28 protein-coding genes and 1 pseudogene are annotated in these 24938 nt (G+C 57.8%); 16 read left to right on the plus strand and 13 right to left on the minus strand.

Annotated elements, in window-relative coordinates:
* Window positions 1–353: 353 nt before the first annotated feature.
* The 8 genes from cas3 to AB1576_08625 form a co-directional block, all read right to left on the minus strand.
* Window positions 354–2336, minus strand: coding sequence for a type I-D CRISPR-associated helicase Cas3' (gene cas3, locus AB1576_08590; protein ID MEW6081813.1), 1983 nt, complete (start codon window positions 2334–2336; stop codon window positions 354–356).
* Window positions 2337–2438: 102 nt separating this feature from the next.
* On the minus strand, window positions 2439–3218 hold the full coding sequence (cas5d, locus tag AB1576_08595) for a type I-D CRISPR-associated protein Cas5/Csc1 (protein MEW6081814.1): 780 nt from the start codon (window positions 3216–3218) through the stop codon (window positions 2439–2441).
* The gene (cas7d, locus tag AB1576_08600; GenBank protein ID MEW6081815.1) at window positions 3169–4095 is read right to left on the minus strand and encodes a type I-D CRISPR-associated protein Cas7/Csc2; all 927 of its coding nucleotides are present in this window, start codon (window positions 4093–4095) and stop codon (window positions 3169–3171) included. The genes cas5d and cas7d overlap by 50 nt, the downstream gene beginning before the upstream one ends.
* Complete coding sequence (locus AB1576_08605) at window positions 4092–4721, minus strand: hypothetical protein (protein ID MEW6081816.1); 630 nt, start codon at window positions 4719–4721, stop codon at window positions 4092–4094. The genes cas7d and AB1576_08605 overlap by 4 nt, the downstream gene beginning before the upstream one ends.
* Window positions 4718–7477, minus strand: a complete 2760-nt coding sequence (locus AB1576_08610; GenBank protein MEW6081817.1) for a hypothetical protein — start codon at window positions 7475–7477, stop codon at window positions 4718–4720. Before AB1576_08610 ends, AB1576_08605 begins: the two co-directional genes overlap by 4 nt.
* Window positions 7478–7622: 145 nt before the next feature.
* Window positions 7623–8594: a CRISPR system precrRNA processing endoribonuclease RAMP protein Cas6 gene (gene cas6, locus AB1576_08615; GenBank protein MEW6081818.1), complete on the minus strand. Its 972-nt coding sequence runs from the start codon at window positions 8592–8594 to the stop codon at window positions 7623–7625.
* Window positions 8595–8808: 214 nt separating this feature from the next.
* Window positions 8809–9498, minus strand: coding sequence for an HIRAN domain-containing protein (locus tag AB1576_08620; GenBank protein ID MEW6081819.1), 690 nt, complete (start codon window positions 9496–9498; stop codon window positions 8809–8811).
* A gap of 410 nt (window positions 9499–9908) precedes the next feature.
* Window positions 9909–10163 carry a DUF1540 domain-containing protein gene (locus AB1576_08625; protein ID MEW6081820.1) on the minus strand — a complete coding sequence of 85 codons (255 nt, stop codon included), beginning with the start codon at window positions 10161–10163 and terminating at the stop codon, window positions 9909–9911.
* Between the two features lie 326 nt (window positions 10164–10489).
* Here AB1576_08625 and AB1576_08630 point away from each other — a divergent pair, with 326 nt between their 5' ends.
* From AB1576_08630 to AB1576_08685, 12 genes are all read left to right on the plus strand, one after another.
* Entirely contained in the window at window positions 10490–11614 is a 1125-nt protein-coding gene (locus tag AB1576_08630) for an XdhC/CoxI family protein (GenBank protein ID MEW6081821.1), read from the plus strand.
* Window positions 11611–12468: a selenium-dependent molybdenum cofactor biosynthesis protein YqeB gene (gene yqeB, locus AB1576_08635; protein MEW6081822.1), complete on the plus strand. Its 858-nt coding sequence runs from the start codon at window positions 11611–11613 to the stop codon at window positions 12466–12468. The genes AB1576_08630 and yqeB overlap by 4 nt, the downstream gene beginning before the upstream one ends.
* Window positions 12455–13477, plus strand: coding sequence for a molybdopterin-binding protein (locus tag AB1576_08640; protein ID MEW6081823.1), 1023 nt, complete (start codon window positions 12455–12457; stop codon window positions 13475–13477). Before yqeB ends, AB1576_08640 begins: the two co-directional genes overlap by 14 nt.
* 40 nt (window positions 13478–13517) lie before the next feature.
* A complete protein-coding gene (modB, locus tag AB1576_08645) occupies window positions 13518–14222 on the plus strand; it encodes a molybdate ABC transporter permease subunit (protein MEW6081824.1) in 705 nt (234 codons plus the stop codon).
* On the plus strand, window positions 14204–14878 hold the full coding sequence (locus tag AB1576_08650) for an ATP-binding cassette domain-containing protein (protein ID MEW6081825.1): 675 nt from the start codon (window positions 14204–14206) through the stop codon (window positions 14876–14878). The genes modB and AB1576_08650 overlap by 19 nt, the downstream gene beginning before the upstream one ends.
* Complete coding sequence (gene modA, locus AB1576_08655; protein ID MEW6081826.1) at window positions 14875–15654, plus strand: molybdate ABC transporter substrate-binding protein; 780 nt, start codon at window positions 14875–14877, stop codon at window positions 15652–15654. The genes AB1576_08650 and modA overlap by 4 nt, the downstream gene beginning before the upstream one ends.
* Complete coding sequence (locus AB1576_08660; GenBank protein ID MEW6081827.1) at window positions 15655–15999, plus strand: hypothetical protein; 345 nt, start codon at window positions 15655–15657, stop codon at window positions 15997–15999.
* The gene (gene yqeC / locus AB1576_08665) at window positions 15987–16808 is read left to right on the plus strand and encodes a selenium cofactor biosynthesis protein YqeC (protein ID MEW6081828.1); all 822 of its coding nucleotides are present in this window, start codon (window positions 15987–15989) and stop codon (window positions 16806–16808) included. The genes AB1576_08660 and yqeC overlap by 13 nt, the downstream gene beginning before the upstream one ends.
* A gap of 172 nt (window positions 16809–16980) precedes the next feature.
* The gene (locus AB1576_08670) at window positions 16981–17217 is read left to right on the plus strand and encodes a hypothetical protein (GenBank protein MEW6081829.1); all 237 of its coding nucleotides are present in this window, start codon (window positions 16981–16983) and stop codon (window positions 17215–17217) included.
* 8 nt (window positions 17218–17225) lie between these two features.
* Window positions 17226–17666 carry a type II toxin-antitoxin system VapC family toxin gene (locus tag AB1576_08675; protein MEW6081830.1) on the plus strand — a complete coding sequence of 147 codons (441 nt, stop codon included), beginning with the start codon at window positions 17226–17228 and terminating at the stop codon, window positions 17664–17666.
* Between the two features lie 99 nt (window positions 17667–17765).
* Window positions 17766–18605, plus strand: coding sequence for a nucleotidyltransferase family protein (locus tag AB1576_08680; GenBank protein MEW6081831.1), 840 nt, complete (start codon window positions 17766–17768; stop codon window positions 18603–18605).
* Window positions 18602–18958 (plus strand): LysR family transcriptional regulator, encoded by a 357-nt coding sequence (locus AB1576_08685; protein ID MEW6081832.1) that lies wholly within the window; start codon window positions 18602–18604, stop codon window positions 18956–18958. Before AB1576_08680 ends, AB1576_08685 begins: the two co-directional genes overlap by 4 nt.
* Window positions 18959–18986: 28 nt before the next feature.
* On the opposite strand, the gene AB1576_08690 is transcribed toward AB1576_08685, so the two are convergent.
* Window positions 18987–19559: an amidohydrolase family protein gene (locus tag AB1576_08690; GenBank protein ID MEW6081833.1), complete on the minus strand. Its 573-nt coding sequence runs from the start codon at window positions 19557–19559 to the stop codon at window positions 18987–18989.
* Window positions 19556–19777 (minus strand): hypothetical protein, encoded by a 222-nt coding sequence (locus tag AB1576_08695; protein MEW6081834.1) that lies wholly within the window; start codon window positions 19775–19777, stop codon window positions 19556–19558. The genes AB1576_08690 and AB1576_08695 overlap by 4 nt, the downstream gene beginning before the upstream one ends.
* On the opposite strand from AB1576_08695, the gene AB1576_08700 reads away from it, so the two are divergent.
* Window positions 19752–19922, plus strand: coding sequence for an aminotransferase class III-fold pyridoxal phosphate-dependent enzyme (locus AB1576_08700; protein ID MEW6081835.1), 171 nt, complete (start codon window positions 19752–19754; stop codon window positions 19920–19922). The two genes, AB1576_08695 and AB1576_08700, sit on opposite strands and share 26 nt — an antisense overlap.
* A 204-nt stretch (window positions 19923–20126) precedes the next feature.
* Complete coding sequence (locus AB1576_08705; GenBank protein ID MEW6081836.1) at window positions 20127–20357, plus strand: hypothetical protein; 231 nt, start codon at window positions 20127–20129, stop codon at window positions 20355–20357.
* 144 nt (window positions 20358–20501) lie between these two features.
* Here the strand turns inward: AB1576_08705 and AB1576_08710 are convergent, their stop codons facing one another.
* Entirely contained in the window at window positions 20502–21641 is a 1140-nt protein-coding gene (locus AB1576_08710) for a DEAD/DEAH box helicase (GenBank protein ID MEW6081837.1), read from the minus strand.
* Between the two features lie 527 nt (window positions 21642–22168).
* On the opposite strand from AB1576_08710, the pseudogene AB1576_08715 reads away from it, so the two are divergent.
* Together AB1576_08715 and AB1576_08720 are read left to right on the plus strand one after the other, a co-directional pair.
* A pseudogene (locus tag AB1576_08715) lies at window positions 22169–22358 on the plus strand (transposase).
* Between the two features lie 53 nt (window positions 22359–22411).
* Entirely contained in the window at window positions 22412–22561 is a 150-nt protein-coding gene (locus AB1576_08720; protein MEW6081838.1) for a hypothetical protein, read from the plus strand.
* Window positions 22562–22958: 397 nt separating this feature from the next.
* Here the strand turns inward: AB1576_08720 and arcC are convergent, their stop codons facing one another.
* Window positions 22959–23918 (minus strand): carbamate kinase, encoded by a 960-nt coding sequence (gene arcC, locus AB1576_08725; protein MEW6081839.1) that lies wholly within the window; start codon window positions 23916–23918, stop codon window positions 22959–22961.
* Window positions 23919–24002: 84 nt separating this feature from the next.
* Window positions 24003–24848, minus strand: a complete 846-nt coding sequence (locus AB1576_08730) for a dihydropteroate synthase (GenBank protein MEW6081840.1) — start codon at window positions 24846–24848, stop codon at window positions 24003–24005.
* Between the last annotated feature and the right edge of the window lie 90 nt (window positions 24849–24938).

The raw sequence follows: 24938 nt of genomic DNA on the forward strand, positions 1-24938 counted from the left end.
TCCTCCCTGCTTCATGGAGAAGAGATTCTATAGATGCTACCCGAAATCCTCTGGTTCCGATTCCCAGGGATAATATGTTGGCAGAAACATCTATTGGTAATTTTGAGGCTTAACCGAACACCAATGCAACATCCCCAGATTAACCGTCAAATATTGTATCGTGAAATACATTGTAAAGATGTACTATACTGGAAGAATGCTGCGTAGAACATAGTCAGATTTGCATCAGAGATTACTACAACTCTTTGGGGGAAGCACAAAGTAAGGGAGCCATTTGCGCTCTTGAAAACGTAACTAGTCCGTCGGCACTGATACCGTAAAGTGTGTTTAATTCATCGATAAAGGCCAGCAAACTACAGGGACCATTTTCCTGCTTGGTACTGCTTCCATAATTCCCATGCAACAAGTGCCGCGCCGTCAAATACTGCAGACTTGTTGCCTTGCGAGCCACATCTGAACCACGGAAGTCGCCAATCCAGTCTTCTGGCGAAATCAAGAGATAGAAGTACAAATATGTGGGGTCGCATGGCAAAAATATGCGAGATGCTAGTGAGGTGATTATCCCGTAGTATCTTCAAAGACTGGCAATAATCCTGTGTAGTATATATGATCCCAATTTCTTCATCGTCAAAAGAACCAGATAGATGGATTCTATGGGGACTCTCCCTTTGAAAACCATCAATATATATAGTGTTGGTCTCTTTCTTGTAGCGTGGGGACTGATTCCCCCACCTCAGGAGTGAGACAAGGTCAGCCTCATATTCTGGGGAACGCCCGCGCCTGGCTTCGGCCCAATCATAGATAGATACGGTTGGTATTGAGCTTCTGAAGCTAACCTCACTAACATAAGCCTTCACCCAACTGCCAATTACTCCTCCCTTAAATGCCTGTTTTATAAGTTGCCTCACCCGCGTTACCTGTTTTTCCCATCCCATTAGGGCTCCAAATTCACTAATTGCACTATCCAACCAGTTATTAACTGCCGTTTTCATTTCTTCATTACTCTTCTTATCGTCTTCAACCCGTCGGCGAATGGATTCAGCTTGTGCAATCATTGTTGTAACACCACCGAATGTACCCGGAAACCAGGCAAAAGCATCGCGCTCGTTGTATACACGCTTGACCATTCCCTCAAATTCCTCCCGGGACAACTCAGACGGAAGACAGCCAAATGCAACGTCCTCTCGGCTATTGCTGAGAAGAACCGCTTTTCCTGCTCCGTGCCGGCCAACCCGTCCAATCCGCTGCAAGAAGGATGCGGCATCTCCTGCCTCAAACAATAGCAGGTCAGCATTGAAATCAACACCTACCTCGATTGCCGACGTGCCAATGATACCAACCCGCCCCTGGATTTGCCGTTCGTGTCTTGCCATCAGACCACGCACAACGCCGATCTGCTTCCTATCCCAACCTGCTGCAAGCAGCATATCTTCCAGGCGCATGGCAGAGACTACGGAATTCAGAATGACTACTGCCGGTACATACTCTTCGTCAGAATTCGCCTCCCTTGCAGCCTCTAGCTTGCTCTTGTTCTTCTGAAGGTACGCGAAACATGCTTGGACCTCATCTGAACCGGCGCTGAGGCACTCAAAGGTCAACAAGAAAGCGGCTGTCCGCTCTCCTATGCTGACGCGTTTAGTCTCCACCATCGAATTGATCAACGGTGGGTTTCTCAGCAGTCTGTTTAAAAGTGTGAGCACTTCCGGTTCCGGCGTGGCTGATAGCAGCACTACCCTGGAGAACCCGCCAAACTGGCGGACAAGGTGGATCAGGAAGAGGCTATGGGCCAGTTCAACCCCTGAGTAGAGATGAAACTCATCGAAGACCACTGTCTGGTAGGCCTCAACGTGCGCTATCAGTTCGGCGCTTGCCCGACCGTACTTGAGGGAAAAGATGAGGTAAAGGAGGTCAGGGTTAATCAACAGGATCTTTGGCCTGGACGGCTGGATCAAACGGAGGAGGGCGGAGCCCCTATCCCGAACCCTCAGCGCGACCCTAAACTCCTCCAATCGCCTTGCATCGATACGTATAAGATGATAATCCTCTGACCCTAGTTTCGCGCGTATGTTGTCCGGAGAAAGAGCTCTTACAGATACCCTCTCTTGTCTTAGTAGAGAGAGAATGGAGCGCTCCTGGTCTTCGATCAGGGCGTTCGTCGGGTAGACAAAGATGGCTGATTCGTTATTAGTAATGACTGGCAGGATTGCAGCCGCAGTCTTTCCACTTCCCGTCTTGGTCGTCAAGATAAATGCGTCCCTTTGCTCCCATAGATCGAGCAAAGCACATTGATGGGGGTACAGAGGCAGTTTAGTTGCTGGGTGACGATGGATCTTCATTATCGTTCCGGTCACTCTTATCAATGCCGTCACCCCGTATCATTTCGTCTAACCTTCGCCAGCAACGGGGGTTGTCACCAGCCACCAAGTATCATTTATCCATTACGTCCGCCCTATCTCGTGCCTAATCCGTTTAGGTAACAGCACCATCCCTCCATCCACACGAACAAACCAGTCCCCCCTAATCTCTGCCCTACGGAACAGCATATGGGGAGGCAGAATAATGGGATCGTAGGATAACACCTCACCCGATATATCCAGTGGGTTTACGGGGTGTGCTGGAACAACAGCTTCATCAAGAAGAAAAGCCTGAGGAGACTCAATTCCTTTCCAGCACACCCTGATAGGACACCCCTTTTTACCAAGACGTGCCACAGCAGGGGGCCGATAGTCCCCACGGACAAAACAAAAGAATAGATAGCCCAGTTCAAGTCTACGGCCTGATTGCGGCAACTCAAAGCATGGGTCCAAAGTCACACGTTTCCCGAGGTTAGGTGTATTGATCTTTCCCCCGGAGTCAGTACGAAGCGTTAAATCGTCAACTGCGTTCAGCGTGATAGTAGTACGGGTAACTACAGGGCTGATTGCAGGTGTGGTATATAAGGGCATAGATGCCAAATCATCCTCGTATCGTGGGCAGTTGCCCCTATATACGCCATGGGAGTATTGGGAAAGTGAATAGCTCAAGGCATAGTTGTGAATGGCTGGCCAAGTTGACGATACCTTGGCAATCTCCGTTGAAGAAAACCATAAATAGTCATGATTATATAGACGTCCCTCCAATAACGAGTAGCCTGCTTTCTCCAAATCAATCATTTTATACATTTCGGGGCTATCCTTTCTGCTCCAGCCGATACTGAGCCACATCGGCATAGGCCTCATCCAGGAAGCGACGGTCAAGGCTAACCTCAGCCACCTGCTCGACCATGAGATCTACCTGTTCTGGTGTGAATACCTTGAGTTTATTCGGATTCCCTGCGTACGCTTGGTATCTATCTAGAATACCAGCCACAGTATCCCCTGACAGATCTTCTCGCCTATCATAGAGTTCCAAGGTCAATTCTAAAGGAGTGATCATTTCTTCCCAACCTGCTACAATACCGACGATTGAATTGCGCATATCTCCTCCAATACGGGTTTCTGCCCCGTAGTTCCTCGCCGATAGGAGAGTCTTGATAACAAGAATCAATTCTTTATGAGTTACGGATTTTAACGTTACTACGGACGGAAAAACTGTCGAGGGTCGGACGGCGTAACGGGTGCCCAATGCCTGTCCAGTCTTTTGAGTTTTATCATTAATAGCGTTAAAGGTAAGGGCTACTCTGACCTCCTCAAAAGGAAGTAATGAAAAAGCCGTGCCATACTCTATCCTGTGTTTGATATTGGCTATTTTCTCACTACCGGATTCAACATTAGTTCCACCGAATAGAGCGCACCGCGGACACTTAAGGCATAGATTATCTTTTAAGTGACACTGTAATTCCACTAGCCCAGCTTCAACGCCAGCGGTTCTGAGCATTCGCTCCAGTTCACGTGACTCTACAGCTTTCTGCTTGCTCCCGAGGAAAGCCGCTCTTCGTACATCTTTACCTATCGAGATGGACAGTGGAGTTACCACTGTATTTACCTCACGAGTTTCCTCAGTCCGTAACACCGTATAATCCAACACTTCCCTAAAAAGGATGACTTGGATTGTCTTGGCACCAATAATGGGCCGGGCAATCTCTACCAAGTAAGGAGTCAACATGTCAAGGCTCATAACTCATCCTCCTCCTGTTCGAAATCCTCTCCTGTACGTCCGGACAAGAAGGCATCGACATCTTCCCTCCGCTTCCCTTTGGCGTTACGATAGGCGCCGCTGCTCCTACTGGGATAGGCGTTGTCGAAGTCTGCGTTCTTATCCTTCCAAGCCTCTCTCAATGCCTCAACCGTGTCATAACGCGAATGAAGAAAGCGCACGAATTCCTGTTTGATCCCATCGAACCATTCACTGGCCCTTTTCCTCCGCCTGTAGTAGAGAGCGTACTCCAGCCTCTCTAATACATTGGCCAACACTGTAACCGGGACCGTCTGGATGAGCTGTACCAATTCTCGGATCCCGCTTTCCATGGCCATACGGGCCTCAGGAGAAACAAAACCCTTTGCCCTTGGGTTCATCTCGTGTACCCGCAAAGCATAGCCCGTAAGATCCTCTACCGACCAGTGACCAGTCTGTGCCCTTTCAAGGACCTTTGCGACCGGCCCCATCACTGCATGCTTGGTTCGTCCAAAGCGATAGGGTGATGCATCCAGGTAGCGATCAAATGCATTGACCACGGATTCCATCTGGGACTGAACGCTCGCTGGCTCAAACCTCTCACCTCGGGTTACCAAAGGCGTCCTCACGTCAACACCTCCTTGATATCTTCCAGGTAGGAATAATAGGCCAGTGGAACATAACCACCCTTACTCTGCGTTTCTATACGGCGTAGAATATGGCCAGGGGTAGCGCTCGACAGTATCTGGTACAGGTTGGACCTCTCGGGATAGTCGGCAGCATAGGCCAATCTGCCAGCCGCGGCAATCGCGCTGACCCATTTGTAGGCCTCATCAAGGCCCAGCCATTCACACCCTATTAGTTCACGTAGGGCCGGAACTGGAGGCACTCTGGCCACCCCCTCACCTCCAGCAAAAGAGATCCCCTCCCCATCTCGAATAACGGCAACTGAGGCATCCAGTGCCAGGCCCACAATGAGCATGGCAAATAACTCCCGCACAGCAGCATTAGCCTCTGAATCCTTTGCCAGTCCAATGGAATTCCGGATAGGCACCAAGATCAGATGTGGGGTCTCGCAAACGAGTTGCATCTGGGGGGCAAGTTTGTAGGCCCTTGCTCGGATTTCTCTCAGTTCGCCACTATCATCGGTAATCGATAGGTCTTCCACTGCATCGAAGAAATCATCGTCAGATTGGAAGTCTGTGCCAAAGTACTGGTTCCATTCATCTAGACCATCGCCAATCTCAGTCAACATAGACTTCAGCTGACGCCGGTATTCCCTGCTTCTATCCACGCCCGTCCTATAAGTGAAGAGCCTAACAAATTCCTCCGGGCTAACGAGCTCGATACCGTGCTCCGGCAAGCGTCGTGCAATCTCGCCGATCAGGCTAAAGGAAAACCTCTCGTACGGGTCCGGATTATCCTCTGACATGAGATTGAACATCCGCTCCCATATCTGCAAGGCTTTTCTCTTTAAGAGGTCTCCTGAGCGGTGCCCGATATTCATTCTTGGCATAAGTACCATCATTTGTTCCGCCTTGCCTTCAAGGATCTGCTGCTGCAGGAAACGTTCAAACTTACAGGCATCGCAAATAACAATATACCCGGGACTACCATGAGCGGGAGCACGATTAGTGTGAGACTCCGGATTGCTGAGGAAATCAGCGCGAGCACCGGTCCCGCCTGTGAAATGGCGATTACAGATTGGGCATAGGTGCTGTCCTTCTGTCTTACGGGCCAAAGGCTTGGAATCACCATACGCCTCCAGCTGCTTCATTACTAACTCATCCAGCGACGCGTTTTCAGCGGGATGAAGCAAATCCACAAGAAAACCCTCCGCAATGCTATGTGGGTCAATACGTCTTGGCCGGTTGACATCCTCAAGCACCGAAAACCCATCTTTGGCAACTTGCGATAGGGTTTCCACAAGGAGATCTAATCGTTTCTTGTCCGGCAGGGCTTCCACTGGCAGATCATTACCATCGTGTATCAAGTGCGAGCTAGGCAAGGTCCAGAACAAGTCAACCGAGCATGCCATGTCTTGCGCAACATCGAGAGAACTGGTCTGCTGGAGGAGTTTGAAAGCCCCATCCCCAAACCGCTTGTCATAAGCCTTAGAAACCTCATTTATGAGCGACTTCCATATGTCCTTCTGGGCCTTTCGAATCGCCTTATCGTATTTCTCAGTCATGCTGTCATCTCTTAACCTGGCTTCAAATCTGCTGTTCAAATCCTCCATCTTGGCAGGAGGTAGAATAAATCTCCGCTGGTCAATGACTTTTTCGCTGAAGACCGTCTTGAACAGCTTAAACACCACCATTTCCGGATGAGCTCGGCTTAGGCGGTTACTCTGGTATTCAAGGTCGGGGTTGTCGATTGATTTCTTCGGTAAATCATACCCGGTTTTATCTTGCAGACTACGAACTGTTGTCAGATATCGGTCTACTACCTTTTGTCTAACAGAATCCTTTTTCTTCACAAAGCTTTTCCCACTCACTCGACTAGCGGCTACCTCCAGGTATTCTCGCATTTCTGTGTAATCAAACAGTTCTGGTTTAGGAACCATGGATGCTACTGGGCTGCCTACTACTCTGTCGGCAAACCCTGAACTCATGACCTTCTTGACTTCTTGAGCCAAATGCGCTGCGATGATGCCACGGTCAGGCACAAAGACATCCGTGAGACTCCTGGTAGCATAAATGGTCCCGTTGGGATAGTGGATGAGCGGAGCCCACCCAGTCTTAACAAAGGTATCTACGACAGCCTTGTGGAGCAGAACCGTTGAAACACCCCTTGAACTGACCAGATGATAAGTGGTCTTAAGGCAGGGTCCCAGAATACCCTGTTCGAGCGATGCAAGCCCCGCAAACAACCCATTAGCTGAAGCCAAATTATCGATGGCATCAACCATTTCCGCCACCATCTTCCACCGTGGTAATGAGTGTTTTGTTATGGCACGACTCAATACCATTGTAGGCGTTCGGGAAGCCTTCATATGCAGCAGAACACCAGAGAGCTCATCCGGAAGACCTTCGTCGTCCCATTGATACTGGGCAATTAGATCCGCCACTGCTTCCTTAGCAAGCTCAGGAATGCAATGGCTAATAACGGGGCCTCGGCCAAGAACGTACGCCTGCCAGGCCTCTGTCTCCTTTCCAACATCATGGGCTATAGTTGATACCCATAAAACTCTTGCTTCCTGTTCCGAGAGGCCAAACGTCCCCTTGTGCTGTAGTATTGGGAGCAAAGAAAGCAGAATATCCAATTGGATTAGCGTGTGCTCAAACAATGATTGCTGGAACCCCTTCTTCTTTGCAGTCTTAGATTTCCAACCTCGGCGAATCATCCATAGGACTGCCTTGTTCCTCGCTTCTTCCCAGTCCATTAGCGTCCCCCCTTGGACCTAGGCTCGCTCCCCCTTACGACCTGGTTCCCGGCATAGCAGTAATACCGGTAAATCGTCGACTCCAGGCATCCGGCCCAGTAATAGCACTAATCTGGTTAGTAACAGAGAATAATGACATGCCTTATTACTGTTGAGTCAAGATCTGATACTGACCAAGCCCAAACGTACAGTTCTTACCAACATTCACCGCTGACCCCAAGGCTAAGAGCCCCAGGTATTCCCCCAAACTCCCGGTATAAGATACTTTGCCTATGAAGCCACCCAAATCCATCGAAGCCTTCTGCCGCGAAGAGTATCGCTCCCATTTCAGCCACTGTATGGATTGCGAGGATGTGGAAACCAAGTGTGCTCTCTCAATCATTCCCTTGAAATCCACATCAAGATCCATCCCATGATGAAAGTACGCCAGATTGGAGAATCTTCTCAGAAGAGTCCTTATCAAAATGTGAAATTGGGGCGTTGATACAATTCGCGAATCATGCTGTAGACGAGTTATAGTCGTGAATTCCAGGTTTAGCTTGCTGGAGGGAAGGGTTACAGCCCAGCGTTCAAGATTCTCGCCAGTCAGGATGTATCCATCACTTTTGACCAAACCTGATGTCCCATCGAAAACCTGATGTGTTGTGTCCTCCAATGGATGCACCGATGATACCACCCGGAGATGTGCCTTCCCGCGCAAACGGTCCTGTCTTAGCCCGATCCCTTCGTCCCCCAGTTCCCGGAAAACCACTATGAAGTAGGGCAGATACTCTATCGCTCGCCCTATGAGGACTAAAGTAAACTGCAAGTCCTCTCCGGGCATTATCACTTTCCTGTTGTCTTGGGGTGGCCTGAGAACAAATGGCCTGGCAACTTGATCAAAATTCCGCAGGTGCTGTGACTCAGGACCAGGGCCACTCTCAAATATCACGCCATAGGGACATGACGATCTGAGCATGCAACCCGTACAGGTAGTCTGCCGCAGGGCGCAGCTGACCCTTCTGAGCACGGTCCCTAGAGCGCCCCTTAGCACGCTGCCTTTGTACTCCGGTACATAGACTGGAGTAACCGCCTCAAGATGGAATTGGTAGTGGGCCAATCTCAGGCCTTCTAGCAACGGCACCCTCCTCGATTTTCCTGTTCGACAAAGGTGGAAGAATTTCCTTGTACTGGCAAGAATAATCTGGCGAGCAGTGTCTATCCTTGTCTTCCTTGATTTGGCTCTGGCGCCACATTACTCAAACCCATGTGGTTAGGCAGACCGCCGATGTGATACCATTACGCCAAGATGGGACAGGAAGTGGCCCCCAGCCGGAGCCGCACCTGCATGGTCAAGTCCCTACATAGCTCGCGGCAGACGATTGGCTGCCAGCCACATCATCCTTAGGCACCCCTTGCTTCACTCTAATATACAACCTTTCATTCACGGGGTACTCTTCCCCAAGGATGGTCGCAACAGAACCTACGAACACCTCTCCACGCCGTAGCCGCTGTGCCACCTGCTTCGAGATGGTACGACGCAGGTATCCAAGGTCTTCCCCACGTGAGGACACGACCTGGATGGCATTCGGGTCATAAGGATTGTCGGGTTCCCACGTGAGAGCGACCGGCTGCCCCTTGGAGATATATTCAAGGTTCCGCAGCCTCCCATCGTACCTTAGGCCGACTACCCTGGTGCTAAACACTGTTGAGTGTAGGTAGTAGTCATAGATGTCTCCGCAATGATCACCGAGGACTGCCCCCCACAAAAAGCCCAATCCCTCCCGGTGGCAGCCTTCAAATGCACCATATAGATCCTCAGCTGCGGCATTCACCAGGGTCTCCAAGGGGATACTCGACTTGACCAGGCTAATGGCGTCCCTGGTCCACTGTTTCACCATTGCGAGGTGGCCAAAGCTGGTCTGGAAAGCGCCCTGCCGCAAGAGGTGAATCCCTGCCAGGATAAAAGGCAAATCCAGTTCATGACCCTGATATGTCATCGAGCCTTCCCCGTCATAGATCTTCGAGATGATATCCTTCATGATATCTCCCCCAAGTAGGCTTCAGGAACGCGTCCCGAAAGTGGTCTTGTCAACCCCTTCACACCCAGTATAGTGTGTGACTCCGTCACCAAGGGACGGAGTGAGAGCAGAATCAAGAAGGGGGCTACCCCGTCCGCCATAGACACTAGAGGCAAGGCTCCATTCCACCCACAGGACAGCCTGCCTCATACGTCACTCTTAAATGGAGTCTCTTCCGGCTATTAAATGCAGCAGGACAGTTAACAAGCCAACCATATTGGCAGTAGGCGGACTTTTCCATGGTAGTCCAGCGGTACGAGGGTGATGCGGGAGGTCTGAGATATCACCAGATGACCACCGGGTCACCGCATGGGGGAAGAGGCTTGCCATGCAGGGCCGCGCCCAATGGGCGCGGCCCTGGCCTTGATCTTCTAGTGCTTCAGGGTGCCATCCGAGCGGTGCGTCGCAGCAGCAGCATCCTTATTCACGAAGGTTTTACAGCAGGTCTCCATGCAACTACCGGTGGGTGTGGGTCCAAGGGTGTTCGCCACATGGGCATCCACGCTATCTGGCTGCCGGTCGGCGAAGGAATCGCTCGTGACCAGCACCCCGCTGGCATGGCACTCGTTACCGGACTTCCAGTAGTGACAACTGTTCACCGTACACCTCACTGGGATAGACTTCATATTGTCACCTCCTCGTCTGTGCGCTCGAGACCACCAATCTATTCTTCCCCCGTAACCGCGCTTAGACTCTGCCGGCATCAAACCGGAGATTGGCGGCACAGGCTCACATTGCCAAGACGTGCGTCTCAAGCAAACCCGATTCAACCCGTGAGGGAGAGCCAGATAATAGGACTTGACCAGGCTTTGGAATAGCGTTATACTTATGGAAGTATAGCCCTTTCAAATCAGGTCTCCAACCGGATCCCAGGCAAGCTGTTCCTTTTTTAATCAGGCGTTTCCCATTCGATCCCTCACTCCACCCAATGCTGCGGCGGGAAGGTGTTCAAGTGGACGAATTGGCTGCGCACCTCGGGGACGTCATCAGATCCGGTGAGACAGCCGCCCTGGCCACCGTGATCCGGGCACGAGGTTCCACCCCCAGATCCGTGGGGACCCGGATGGCCATACGGCGAGACGGTAACCACCTTGGTACCATTGGAGGCGGCTGCGGTGAGGCACAGGTGATCCAGGCCGGGCTCCAGGTTATCGACACCGGCACTCCCACACTGGTCCGGGTGGACCTCACAGAAGACGTCGGGTATGACGCCGAGGCCGCTTGCGGGGGGGCAATGGAGGTCCTGGTGGCCCCCTGCGATGGCACCTTCTTCCCGGTGCTTGATCTCGCGGCCCAGGCGATCCTGGCAAGACAATGCCTCGAGCTGGCCACCGTTATCTCCCCTCTTTCCCTCGGCGGCTCCATGCTGGCCATATCAGGTGACAGGCATGCCTTTGCAGCGATCAGCGAAGAGGAGGCGCGTTCACTCCTCAACGAGCTGGTACGCCAGGAGAATTCTCCCGAAAGCCTCACCGAAAAGACCTGCGTCTCCAGAGTGGGCAAAACCTGGGAAATCCTGCACGAACGAATATACCCCTCCCCCGAACTGCTGATCTGTGGCGGAGGCCACATTGCCCTTCCCCTCAGCCGCATGGCCCAGATGCTCGGCTTCCGGGTGGTAATCATAGATGACCGCCCCTCCTACGCTAACCCAGAACGCTTTCCCCATGCACACGAGGTGATCTGCGCCCCCTTTGCCCATGCCCTCTCCCAATGCTCCATTGACCAGGGCACCTTCGCGGTAGTTGTCACCAGGGGCCACCGTCATGACCTGGAGTGCGTGCGTCACCTGCTGGGACAGGGCACCGGTTACCTAGGCATGATCGGGAGCCGCAGGAGGGTTCAAGGGGTTTTTGACCTCCTCCGTAAGGAAGGTAGGGGCGCCAAGGCCCTGTCCGAACTCCACTCCCCCATTGGCCTGGACATCGGGGCCGAAACCCCGGCGGAGATCGCCGTTGCCATACTCGCTGAGATTATCAAGACGATGCGGGGCGGGAGCGGCCGTTCCATGGGCCTCTCCCCCAAAAAGGGCGCTAATACTCCCTCGTGCGATGGCCACCAGGGGGTGGAGTCTTGACACCTCCGGATGTGAGGGTGTTGATCAAGGGCGCGGGAGACCTGGCCACCGGGACAGCCCACAGGCTCCACAGGGCCGGCTTCCAGGTATTCATGACCGAGATCCCTGAGCCCCGGTCGGTACGGCGAACCGTGTGTTTCTCCGAGTGCATATTCCGGGGGTGCTGGACCGTGGAGGGGGTCATGGCCGCCAGGGCCTGTTCGGTGGAGGAGTCGCTGAAACTGAGGGAGCAGGGCGTGATCCCGGTGATGGTGGATCCAGAAGGCCTCTCACTGGGCCAGATCAAACCGTCCGTGCTGGTCGACGCCCGAATGGCCAAGAGAAATCTGGGAACCACCCTGGACGATGCCCCAGTCGTGGTGGGCCTTGGACCTGGGTTCAACGCCGGCACGGACGTTCGAGCGGTGGTGGAGACCGCCCGCGGTCACTACCTTGGCATGACCATATACCACGGCGGCGCCCAGCCCTACACTAAAACCCCCGGAGATGTAGGCGGCTACACCATGGAGCGCCTGCTGCGGGCACCCTCTCCGGGAACGTTAAGGACCCTTGCCGAGATCGGGGATCAGGTCAAGGCCGGCCAGGTCGTGGCGGAGATCCTTACCCCCGGGGAAAGCCTGCCTGTGCCGTGTGCCATCGATGGCCTTCTGAGGGGACTCCTGCGGAATGGAGCACCGGTCCAGGCGGGGCAAAAACTCGGTGACGTAGACCCCCGGTGTGACGCCAAGGCCGCCTGGCACATCTCGGACAAGGCGCGGTCTGTGGCCGGGGGCGTGCTCGAGGCCGTCTGCGGTTTGCTGTGGGGCACCCACCCGGGTATGGCTGAAAGGGGGGCACACCATGAGATCCCGTGAGGTTCCCGTGGAGGGATCCGCAGGCCTCACCCTAGCCTACGACCTGACCGAGATCATCCCTGGGGAACGAAAGGGAGCCGTCCTGAGGCGAGGCCATGTGATAGGCGAGGGCGATATCGTCACGCTGAGACGCATTGGGAAGTCCTCCATCAAGGTGCTGGACCTGGAGGAGGATGAGATACACGAGGACGAGGCAGCACTCGTGCTGGCCAAGGCGCTGTCAGGACCGGGGCTGGAGGTTACCATGCCCGGGGAGGCATGGGCGAATGTGAGTAGCCTCGGGGAAGGGCTCCTGAAGGTGGACGTCGCCCGCCTCCTGGAGGTCAACCTGGTCCAGGACGTCTTAGTGGCCACGATCCACAACAACTCCACGGTGGCCCTGGGGGATATCATAGCCAAGGCAAAGGTGCTTGGGTTGGTGACCAAGAAGCGCAATATAGAAGAGGTCATCCGTGTGGCCGGGCAGGCCCCGGTGCTCACGCTCTTACCCTTCCAGCCGTTCCGCATAGGCCTGGCCGTCACCGGGAACGAGGTGTTCTCCGGCCGCATCAAGGATGCCTTTGGGCCTCTCATCCAAGGCCGGTTGGCGAGGTACAAAAACACCGTCGCCACGCTACGTCTTGTCCCGGATAGCGTCCAGGAGGTGGCCGGCACGGTGGCGGCCATGCTTGAGGATGGCATGGAACTCATCCTCGTGACCGGAGGCATGTCTCCCGATGACTGCACACCTGAGGGCATCAGGCAAAGCGGGGCTCAAGTCGTGTTCTCGGGCGCTCCGGTAGCGCCAGGGGCCATGACACTGCTGGCCTACGCCGGGAACGTGCCGGTCCTGGGTATACCGGCCGGGGTCCTGGCACGCCCCCGCGGCCTCCTGGACCTGGTCCTCCCTCGCCTGCTGGCAGGGGAGCAGCTCACCTCCAAGGACATGCTGGCCTACGCCCACGGTGGCCTGTGCCGGGGATGTGACACCTGTACCTTCCCTGCCTGTTCCTTCGGGAAGGGCGGTTAAATCTGATCCGCTGGAAGATTCCCGCCAAGGGGTCTGTGTGATGGAGGTCTGGCTCTCACCAGTACTACTGTCCGCCCGCATCGCCCTGGTAGCCACCATGGCAGTGTCCTGCCTGGCCACCATGGCAGCCTGGGCCGTCGAGAGGCTCTCCTGGCGCGGGCGGGGCGTGGTGGATTCCATTCTCGTCCTGCCCCTGGCGCTCCCGCCCACGGTGGTAGGCTTCCTCCTCCTATGGCTCCTGGGGAGAAAGGGACCCTTAGGGAGCCTCCTGGAACCCCTGGGCGTACGGCTCCTTTTCACCTGGTGGGCAGCGGTGATCGCCTCCGGTATCCTGGCGTTCCCGCTGATGTACAACGCAGCCAGGGCTGGCCTCCAGACCGTGGACGGCTCCCTGGAGAGCGCCGCGCGCACCCTGGGCGCATCGGAGCCCCGGGTGTTTTTCACAGTGACCCTCCCGGTAGCCTGGCCGTCCTTCCTGGCCGGCCTAGTGCTATGCTTCATGCGGGCCCTGGGGGAGTTCGGCGCCACGCTCATGCTGGCCGGAAACATACCGGGCGCCACTCAGACCATGTCCACCGCCATCTACACCGCCACCGAGGCCGGCGACATGCCCACGGCTACTCTCCTGGTTGCCATCATGCTGGCCTTCGCCTTCGCGGCAACCTTCACCACCCGTTACTGTTCGGAAAGATGCCGGCTCGCCCAGGAACGGAAGGGAGTGACGAAATGCTCGTCGCCTCGGTGAAAAAGGCGCTCCCCGATTTCACGCTGGACGTGGACCTCCGGTGTGACGGCGGGATCCTGGTGCTCTCAGGCCCCTCAGGGGCGGGGAAGACCACCCTTCTGGACTGCATCGCGGGCCTCAGGAGACCCGATGAAGGCAGCGTCATGCTGGATGGCAAGACGCTCTTTGACGCCTCCCGCGGGATAGACCTCCCCCCTCGCCGGCGAGGCATCGGCTACGTATTCCAGAACTACGCGCTATTCCCTCACATGAGCGTCAGGCAGAATGTCCTTTACCCTCTATCCATCCGGGGAAGGCCTAGGAGGCGATTAAGGCCCGGCGCCCAGGAGGTCCTGGACATGCTGAAGATCAATCACATCGCCCACCGCTACCCCCGGGACATCTCCGGGGGGGAACAGCAGCGGGTCGCCCTGGCCCGGGCCCTCATGACCGCCCCCGATCTCCTCCTTCTGGATGAACCCTGGTCATCCCTGGATGAGGAAACCCGGGCTGTGGTCAGGGATGAACTCGTACGGCTGCAGCGGTTCTGGCGTATCCCCTTCGTCCTGGTGACCCACGACTACCGGGCGTCAGGCAGCATGGGCCAGCTTCTTTGCCTGGACCAGGGCCGGCTCCGGAAGGCTGGCGAGCCAATCCTTGGAGTGTGCTGCTCATGAAGAGGTGGCTTTGGATGACCCTCATACCACTGGCGGCCATCGCCATCCTGGCTGTGTCCTTCCCCCGTGCCAAGCCAGCGAGCCTCACGGTGGGTGCCGGGGCGGGATTGAGCGAGGTGCTGGGGGCGTTGGCAAGGGATCTCCAGGCGATGGGGCTATTCACTATCAGCTGCAGCTTTTCCAGCACCGGTGTCGTGGCCTCCCAGGTCCGCCAGGGAGCCCCCCTGGACTTAGTGGTATTCCCCACCGGTGGGGGGCACATGGACAACCTGGAACGCGAGGGGCTCCTCGTCCCCGGGACACGGTGTGAGGTCGCCCGGGACAAGCTAGTGCTGGCGGTGCTCGCGGACACACCCGTGCGCCAGGACCCCTGGACCTGGCTGGCCGGAAGCAGTGTCTCCCGGGTGGCCCTGGGAGACCCCCAGATGGTACCCGCAGGGCACTACGCCTACCAGGTGCTGGATAGCCTGGGCATCATGGCATCACTGGAGGCTAAGCTCCTCCATGCGCGATCGGTGCGCCAGGCCCTGGCCTACCTGGAACAGGGGGAGGCAGAGGCAGCCCTGGTTTACTCCAGCACCGTCCGGGGCTCTGGCAGGGTCCATGTCATGGCGGTGGCACCACCTGGCTCACACCAGCCCATCGTGTTCGAGGCCGCGGTTGTGGCGTCATCCCCTCACCGGGAAGAAGCGGAGACCCTCATTTCCCACCTGACGTCACCCTGGGCCGCCAGGGTTTTCGAAGAGTACGGTTTTGACACAGCGGGTACCGAGTGAGTGTTAGGGGTATCCCGCCTCGGGCCTCTTGGACGAGTACCGGCGGAGGGTGCGGGGTCTCCTCGAGGAATAGGGGCTTTCCTGCGGCGTATCCTGGTCTTTACCGGGGCGATGAGCCCCGAGGAGGCCACCGGGGGCACCCTCCATGCTGTGCTGGTGGAGAGCGTGAAAAGAAACCTGGAGGTGATGGAGTGGGCGGGCCTTGGTCTCGCCACAGGGACCTCGCTGGCCAACGGCACAGTGGACATCCCGCTCTCGGAGAAGCCCATGGTGTTCTATGGTGTCACGGTGGCGGGCGCTGTAGCCCTGATGGACCTGGAGCGCTATCGCCCATGCGCATGTTGATCGAGACCCTGGACATATCACCGGGAATGACCATATCCCTGGTGGGCGCCGGGGGCAAGACCAGCCTCATGCTGGCCCTGGCATGGGAGGCCCTTGAGCGCTGGGGGAGCGCCCTCATCACCACCACCACCAAGATCTACCAGCCCAGGCCTGGGGACTTCCCCCCGCTCTCCCGGGGTGCCCCCCAGTCCCGGGTTCCCCCAGGGACGCTGGTCCGCGAGGCCAAGAGCCTCGAGGAGGCCCTGAGGCTCCTGGCACCCCTGGAAAGGGAAAAGGGCGGCGGGAGTCTCTTCACCCTCGGCAGGAAGCCACGCCGCCAGCCGGGAAAGATCTCAGGGGTCCCGCCGGGTTGGGTGGACGAGATCAACCGGCGCCTTCCCGGTGTCGTGATGGTGGTGGAAGCCGACGGTGCCGCCCACAGGGCGTTGAAGGCCCCAGCCCCCCATGAGCCGGTGATCCCCGCCTCATGCCGCCTGGTGCTGGCGGTGGCGGGGATGGACGCCCTGGGGAAACCCCTGGATCATTTCCTCGTCCACAGGCCAGCGGCTGTCTCCGCCCTCACCGGGGCCGTCCCGGGCGAACCCGTGACCCCAGGGATGATGGCGACGGCGCTCTGGCACAGCGAGGGTTGCGGCAGGGGTCGCCCACCTGCATCCCGGCTGGTCCCAGTGCTCAACAAGGTGGATGATACAGACCGGCTTGAGGCGGCCCGGGAGGTCGCCCATCTCCTCATGGCGAAGGGAGCGCCACTGGTACTATTGACCTCATGCCTATGGTGGCCCATCGTTGTAGAGGCGGTGAATCCCTAGCCCCATGCCTGGGTGTCGTTCCAAGGGAAAACACCCGTATCCGGAGCCTTCAGCCGGGTTGTGGCGCTGGCGGCGGGCTTTCAGATTCTCTAGAAACCTAGAAGGATCGAGCTAGATTTGCCGGGCTTGTCGTGCTATCATAATGATAGCACCGGTGCAGGGAGGTGGCACGATGGGCGATATCCTGGTCCGTGGAATTCCACCTGCGGTTGTGGCTCAGCTCAAGGAGCAGGCTAGAGCCAAGCAGAGGTCACTGCAACAGGAAATAAGATTGATCTTGGAGGAAGCGGCATCACACCGGGCGATTGATGCGGAGGAGGCAGCCACTCGGATCAGAATGCAGTTATCCAGAAGTGGAAGGGCCTTTTCGGACAGCGCCACACTACTTAGAGAAGATCGTGAACGATGAGGTCCTTCGTGATTGACGCAAGTGTGGCTGTCAAGTGGTACATACCCGAAGTGTTATCCCACGAGGCTGCCCTCCTCTTAGGGCAGACAAGAGAAGGTGAAGTGACGCTACTTGTGCCAGACCTGTTTTTCGCCGAGTTTGGCAACGTCCTATGGAAAAAGCTCGGGCGAAACGAATTAGATGCTGAGATTACCAGGGAGATCCTGAGGTCCATGGCAATGTCATGTCCCGTGAAGACTGTGTCATGTTCGCTGCTGGCGCCCGCTGCCTTCGAGATAGCCCTGGCTTTCAATCGCACCGTCTATGACAGCCTTTACGTAGCCTTGGCCCAATCAAGGCAGGTGCCATTCATTACCGCTGATGAGCGTCTTGTCAACGCCCTGCGACAGACCCCACTGGGACACGTCCTTAGATTCCTGGGGGATGAGAACCAGTGGATGATTCGATGACGCCTGTCACTGGTGATCCGGCCGCCACGAGGCATCGCGACTGGATCCCGTTGACCTCGTGTCTCCAGTGCCACATCACAATGGTAGAGGCGGTGACACATGTCCAAGGAGGGTTGCCCCAGGGGGAAACACCTATCGGAGCCCCCAGTCGGGGTTGTGGTGCTGGCGGCGGGGACATCCTCGCGTCTGGGCAGGGAAAAGCAGCTCCTGCCCTGGCACGGGATGCCCCTCCTGGGCCATGTGCTCCGGCAGGCCCTGGGGGCAAGGGTGTCGACCGTGGTGGCCGTGCTTGGCCACAATGCCAAGGGGATCAGGGAGGCGGTGGAGCCCTTCCTGGGATCAGAGGAGAGGCTTCTTTGGGTGGTAAATCCCGATTACCTGGCCAAGGGCATGTCCTCTTCCCTGGCCCTGGGGGTCAAGAGCCTCCCCGCCGGTGCCGCAGGCGTTATCTTCCTCCTGGGTGACCAGCCCCTCGTCCGCACGGAACACCTTGAAGCCCTCCTCTGCCCCTTTGGCGCCATGGAGGACCCCTCCAGGGCGATCCTGGCGGCCAGCTGGGCGGACCACAGGTGCCACCCGGTGCTCTTTGGGTCCGGGTTCTTCCCCGAACTGGTCGAGGTCAATGGCGATGAGGGCGCCCGGTCGCTGATCCAGAAGTACCGGTCATGCGTGACGGAGGTACCCGTGGACGCGGATACGAGCCTCGATGTGGACACCTGGGAGGACTACGGGCGATGGCTGGAGACGCAGGAGGACTCGACCCCTGCTGGCGGCGCGCGCTACGACATCATATACATGAATGAGCATGCAGAGGTTGTGGACAGGCCGCGGGCGTCCCGGGCCATCATTCGTGAGTTTGACCGCGAAGGGAACGTTATCTTTGAGACGACGTTTGCCCTCATTCGCCATGACCGTCAGTACAGGGGTGACCCGCAGTGAGACTGAGATACAAACTCTGGATCGAGCACGAGAGCCTGGGCAAGGCCTTCGGCGACGGCCCCCTGGAGATACTCGACAGGGTGGACGCCTCCGGCTCCCTCAGCCGTGCCGCGGAGGACATGGGGATGTCCTACAGCCATGCCTGGAACCTAGTCCGCCGGCTCGAGAGAGCCCTGGGCTTTTCTCTCCTGGAGCGCCAGCCCGGGGGCGGCCAGGGGGGAGGCTCGGCGGTGACCCCCATGGCCCGGGAGATCATGCGGCGCTACAGGGCGTTTCGCGAGGAGGCCGCCAAGTCCCTTCAGGGATTGTACCATGAGGCCTTTGACGGCTTTGACTGGCCTGAGCTTCGCTAGGTGGTGGCCAGGAGTAACCCGCATCAGCCTAGGAGAAGCCCACCTGCGAGAGAGGTCCCGCGAGTGCCGTCCGTCCTCGCCGCCAAGACCCGTACGCACCCCCGGCAGGCCTTCTGTCATTCCGGGGGCCACGGCAAGAAGCCGTCCCGGAGCCAGCCGGGCCATTTACGCCCACCTCAAGGGATTGCCACCGCGGGCACCCCGGAGCCAAACCCCCGTCCCGGGCTTTCCCAGGGGCTCCTGGTCCCTCATGATATCCTGCCCCTGAGCACGGTGGCAACGGGACGCCCGGCCAGGGCAGTGCCCTCGTAATGCTGGCGCTCGCCTTGGCCTTCGTGCCCAGTGACGAGATATCAACGGTCCACCTCCGTCCCGTGTCGACCACGGCGATGTCCGCGCCGGCACCCACCGCTATCACGCCCTTCCGCGGGTACAGCCCATAGACCCTTGCAGGGTTCCCGGAAAGCAGCCTTGAGACCGCCGAAAGGTCGAGCCTGCCCTGGCTCACGGCGGTGAGCATGAGTCGCAGGGCCATCTCAACCCCGGGCATCCCCGAGGGGGACTGGAAGATGCCAGCCCATTCCCGTTCCTTCCTGGTCACCGCGTGGGGCGCGTGGTACTGCCGATGTAGTCAACCATTCCCTCGCTGACGCACCGCCAAAGCCCGGCCTGCTGCTCCCTGTTCCTCAAGGGGGGATCGCACTTGGCGTAGGGACCGGCCCTGTCCAGGTCCCCATCAGTGAAGAACAGGTAGTGAGGGCAGGTCTCTATAACCACCCGGGCCCCTCGCCGCTTGACTGGCTTTGGCCGCACTGGCACATGGTTTGCCTACCAGCAGTACGGGGTCACCCTGGATATCATGACCCTTGGGAAGGGGCTGTCCTCGTCCGCCCTTCCTGTATCCGCCGTGGTGCTCAGCAGGGAGGCAGCCGAGACCTTCAGCAAATGGCGTTGGAGCACGTGAGCACGTTCGCGTGTCACCCGTTGACGCTTGCCGCGGTCGTCGCCAACCTGTAGACAATGCTGGAAGAGGACCTGCCCAGGCGAGGCCAGGAGATAAGAAGGTATCTCGGAACGAGGCTCCTGGCCCTGAAGGACAAGCACGACACGGTTGGCGATGTCAGGTTCTGGGATCTGGCACCTGGAGCTGGTGAGGAGCAAGACGACGATGCAGGGGTTCGTGCCGGAAGGCAGACAAGCCAACTTTGCCGCTGACCGCACCAAGTACCCTGTCAACGTCGTGAAGGAGGCGGTGATCAAGAGGGGCGTTCTTGTCGTGGCTTCTTCCCCGACAAGGTTCGGTCTTTCACTCACGGTCAGCAAGGAGGACATGGACAAGGCCGTAGACGCCCTGGACTACGCGCTTGGTGAACTGGACCGAGTTGCAGGCAGCCTTTGAAGGCCCCGGCACAGGCCACGACCATCATGGGCACGGTCCGTGACCTGAGCCTGGCGTTCCAGAGCAGCTAGCAGTGAGTGCAGTTATCCAGGATTGGTCAAAGCCGGTGGCCCCAAGACGGGGGCACCAGCTTCTGTCTGGCTCCTAGCGGCGGGCGGTGGGACTCTGCCTTTCACCGGTGGCCGTGTCAGCGGTTGGTGTGGCGGCCAGGCGGATCCGGTACCCCAGACCCTTTTCGATCTGGGCGAGCGCCTTCATGTCATCGTCCGTTACCAGGCTCACAGCGCAGCCACTCGCCCCGGCTCGCGCTGTTCGCCCGATGCGGTGAACGTAGTCATCGGCGACTGGAGGCAGGTCGTAGTTGATGACATGGGTAACGCCCTGAACATCAAGGCCCCGGGCCGCGATGTCGGTCGCCACCAGGACCCGGAAGCGCCCGCGCCGGAAACCGTCCAGGGCCGTCTCGCGTTGCCTCTGGGTGCGATTCCCGTGTATGCACGCAGCCCCAAAACCAGCCCTGATCAGTTGACGGGTCAGCCGGTCCGCCCGGTGCTTGGTCCGGGTGAACACCAGCGCACTCTCGGCCCACTGAGCCGGGAGGAGCTTCGTGAGGAGCCATGTCTTCTCCTGGTGGGATGTGTGGTAGAGAACCTGAACCACCGTGCCCGGGGGGGTGGCGGGGCGGCCCACCGCTATCCGGGCGGGCTCTTTCATGAGCCTATCCGCCAGGGCCTGGATCTCCTGGGGCATGGTCGCGGAATACAGGAGCGTCTGCCGGCTGGCGGGAAGGCACTGCAGGATACGCTTGATGTCTGGCAGAAAACCCATGTCCAACATGCGGTCAGCCTCGTCCAGCACGAGGATCTCCATGTCCTGGAAGCGAATGGTCTGCCGCCCGGCGTGGTCCAGCAGGCGGCCCGGGGTAGCCACCACAATGTCCGCGCCCTTTTTGAGCGCTTTCATCTGTGGCTCAAACCCCACCCCACCATAGATGGCAGTGCTGTTGAGCCCTGTGTTGCGACCGATCTTCTCAGCCTCTTCATGGGTCTGCAGGGCTATTTCCCGGGTTGGGCACAGGATCAGGCCTCTGGTCTTCCCGCGCTGTCGTGAAAGCAACAGGCGGTGATACAGGGGCAGGAGAAAGGCCGCCGTCTTGCCGCTCCCGGTCTCAGCGGTAGCGACCACATCAAGCCCGGCGAGAACCGGGGGGATGCTAGAGGTCTGGATTGGAGTGGGTTCCACATAGCCTAGCCTGCGCACATTGTTGAGGAGAACAGGATTCAAACCTAAACCTTCGAACATTCGACACCTCGTATTCGTTGCTTGCCCAATGAAACGGGGCGCTGCTTATACCAACGCCCCTTCATCGGCAGGATGTTGTATGGAGTCATTCTACCATACCGTTGGATACCTGGCAACAGGCAGGCTACGCCTCGCCGCCTGCGCCCTAGCAGTTGGGTGCCCTGTCCTCGAGCCAGTTAAAGGGGCTGAGGTCGAATTGGAGACCAATCTGAGACATGCAAGCATTTAAGGAGGTGACTATTAATCTTGTTCAGGAGGTCCTCCTATTGCAGATGGACTCATGAGGTTGAACAAGTCTCTTGGTGGCCTTGGGGAACATGTCGCCAATGAACAGGCCTGTTATCAGCGTCAAACGGTACGGCCTCACATCCGGTGGGTTGGACTTGGCGAGAAATACGCACGGTTCAATGAAAGGTGTGACAGCCTAAATCCTTAACCCTATGCCCATAGCCTGTACAACAGGTCTAACCGTCACTCATGCTGATCTAACTTGATAGCCACCTTTAAGGAAGTGGGGCAGAAAGTACCCGATCATCGTGAGGTCGTGAGAAAACAACTGGCTGGAGCTGACTACGTACTTCAGTTACCCTCAGGGCATCCGCCGGCTCATCTATACAACGAACACCGTGGAGGGTTACCACCGGCAGCTCCGGAAGGTGACCAAGACGAAGACAACCTATCCTCAGCGACGATGCCCTGCTTGTAGATGGTCTTGAGCACCAGTTCGCGGGCGTCCAGGGGAAGCCTCGGCAGTGACCCCCATGGCCCGGGAGATCATGGGGGTCTACCACCATTTCCGCGAGAAGGTCGCCACGATGCTACAGGCCCTCTACCGCGAGGCCTTTGAGGACTTCGATGGCCGGAGCACCCATAGGTCCGGGCCCATGCGGGACCTCACATAAAGGGCCTGATCCTCCGTGAGGAGAGCCCTGTCATGATGCAGGGTATGAAGCTTATTACTGTGACACTCTATGGCATGCCGCATGCAGGGCATGGCGACCATTGACACAGCCGGCAGAAACCTCCAGGTAAGCAGCGCCACCCCGGGGGAAATGCTGCACAAGATCGGGAGGCATTCGCGGGTTCGACGTAAAGGGCACGCTTCACATGTCCACTATCCGCAACGTAAAGGCCGTGACGGGTAAGCACTCAACCCTTCCCGTGCACGACCAGGATACCCGCGTATTAATCCGGCTTCCCTCACTTGGAGGTTGATAGCCCCTGGCAACGGATCAACGGCGAGCGTGCCACCCGCCCTTGAGGTATGGGCTTGACCCCCCAGGGCATGTATGTCCTGGGTCAGATCCCAGGGACCACCCGCGTGCCCTCCAAGCCGTCGATGGCATCCAGCACCGCACCCAGCGAGGAGATGATGGCCGCCTTGCCTCCGGACTCCACAAACCGGATCGCCGCCTGCACCTTTGGTTTCATGCTGCCCGCCTTGAAGTGCCCCTGGTTCATGAAGTCCCTGGCCTCTTTGACAGTGACCTGCCCAAGTTCCATCTGGCCCGGCTGGCGGTAGTTGAGGCACACCCTCGGCACATCGGTCAGGATGAGCAGCATGTCCGCCCGTATCATGCTGGCCAGCCTCTCGGCAGCCAGGTCCTTGTCGATAACCGCCTCAACACCCCTATAGGCCCCGCCCTCCGCTACCACAGGGATCCCGCCGCCACCGCACGCCACCACGAGGATCCCAGCCTCGAGCAGTACCTTAATGACCTGCTTTTCCACGATATCCAGGGGATCAGGAGAGGGCACAACCTTGCGCCAGCCCCTCCCTGAATCCTCCACCCAGCGCTCCCCCCGTTCCTTCATCTTGCTGGCGGCGGTTTTGCTGTCATAGAAGGGACCCACGGGCTTGGTGGGGGCATCGAAGGCAGGGTCCTTCGGATCCACCACCACCTGGGTCACCACGGTGGCCACATCCCGATGGATCCCCTCCTCAGCCATGGCCCTGTTCATGTTGTTCTGGATCATGTAGCCTATGAAGCCCTGGCTCTCCGAACCGCACACATCCAACGGCATCGACGGGACCACGTCGCCGGAACGCTCGTTCTGGATGAGGATGTTTCCCACCTGAGGGCCGTTCCCGTGGGTGATCACTACCTCGTGGCCCTTCTTGAGTATCTTGGCTATCTGCCTGCAGGTCTTGAGGACATTAGCATCCTGCTCTTCGAAGGTACCCTTCTCACCAGGTTGGAGGATAGCGTTGCCCCCAAGAGCCACAACCAATCTCTTGGGCGGAGCTCCCTTTGTCATCGATGTACCCCCTGTCCAAGACGGTCAGATATGTACCCTGGTACGGCTTCCATGAGCTACCCGAAAAGAAGAACGCCACGAACATCATACCCTCCCTTGAAGCCGCGCGTGTTTAATGTACCGCTTGCCGTACATGTCCCGCCCGCGCAGGAGGTCCACCGCCAGTATGGCCCCGGCGTACTTCTCTGCGTCCGTTATCATGCAGCTGGCCCCCGCACCCGCAGCCAGTGCCAGAAAAGCCTGGTTTATGGTGAAGCGGTCAGGCAGTCCAAAAGAGACGTTGCTGGCCCCCAGGTTGATGTTGACGCCAAACTCCTGGCGAACCCTCTCTATGGTCTCGAGGGTCACCGCCGCTGAGTTGGTGTCGGCCCCAACGGTCAACACCAAGGGGTCGATGACCACGTCCTCTTGGGGTATGCCCAGCCGGACTGCCCGCTCCAAGATCTTCCCGGCAATGGCCACCCTGGTGTCTGCGTCCTTCGGGACCCCGCTGGAGTCCATGGTGAGGCCGATCACGGCCGCGCCCCTGTCATTGACCAGGGGCAGCACGCTCTCCAGCGACGCCTCCTCGCCGTTAACCGAGTTGACCAGCGGCTTCCCCGGTGCCGCCGCTAGCCCAGCAGCCAGTGCCTGGGGGCTACCGGAATCAAGGCATAGCGGCAGATCTACGATGCCAGCGACCATGCGGACTACGTGGCAAAGCAGCGCGGCCTCATCCAGGCCTGGTACTCCCACGTTGATATCTAGAACGTGCGCCCCCACCGAGGCCTGCCTGGATGCGAGTTCGGCAACGTATTCCAGATCACCCTCCCTTAATGCCTTCGCCAGCCTTTTGTGGCCGGTAGGGTTTATCTTCTCCCCTATCATCACGATTGGGCCTTCTGTGTCGATGTTGACCTCCACAGTTCTGCCCTTTAAAGTAGTCCGCAAGATCCATCACTCCTCTTTCGTGACTGCCCACTAGCAGACGGGGGGCCAAAGGCCCCCCACCCTGCAAGGCCATCCCCAACATCCTCCTGG

It is taken from the genome of Bacillota bacterium, from assembly GCA_040754315.1.
Classification (GTDB): domain Bacteria; phylum Bacillota; class Sulfobacillia; order DUSP01; family JBFMCS01; genus JBFMCS01.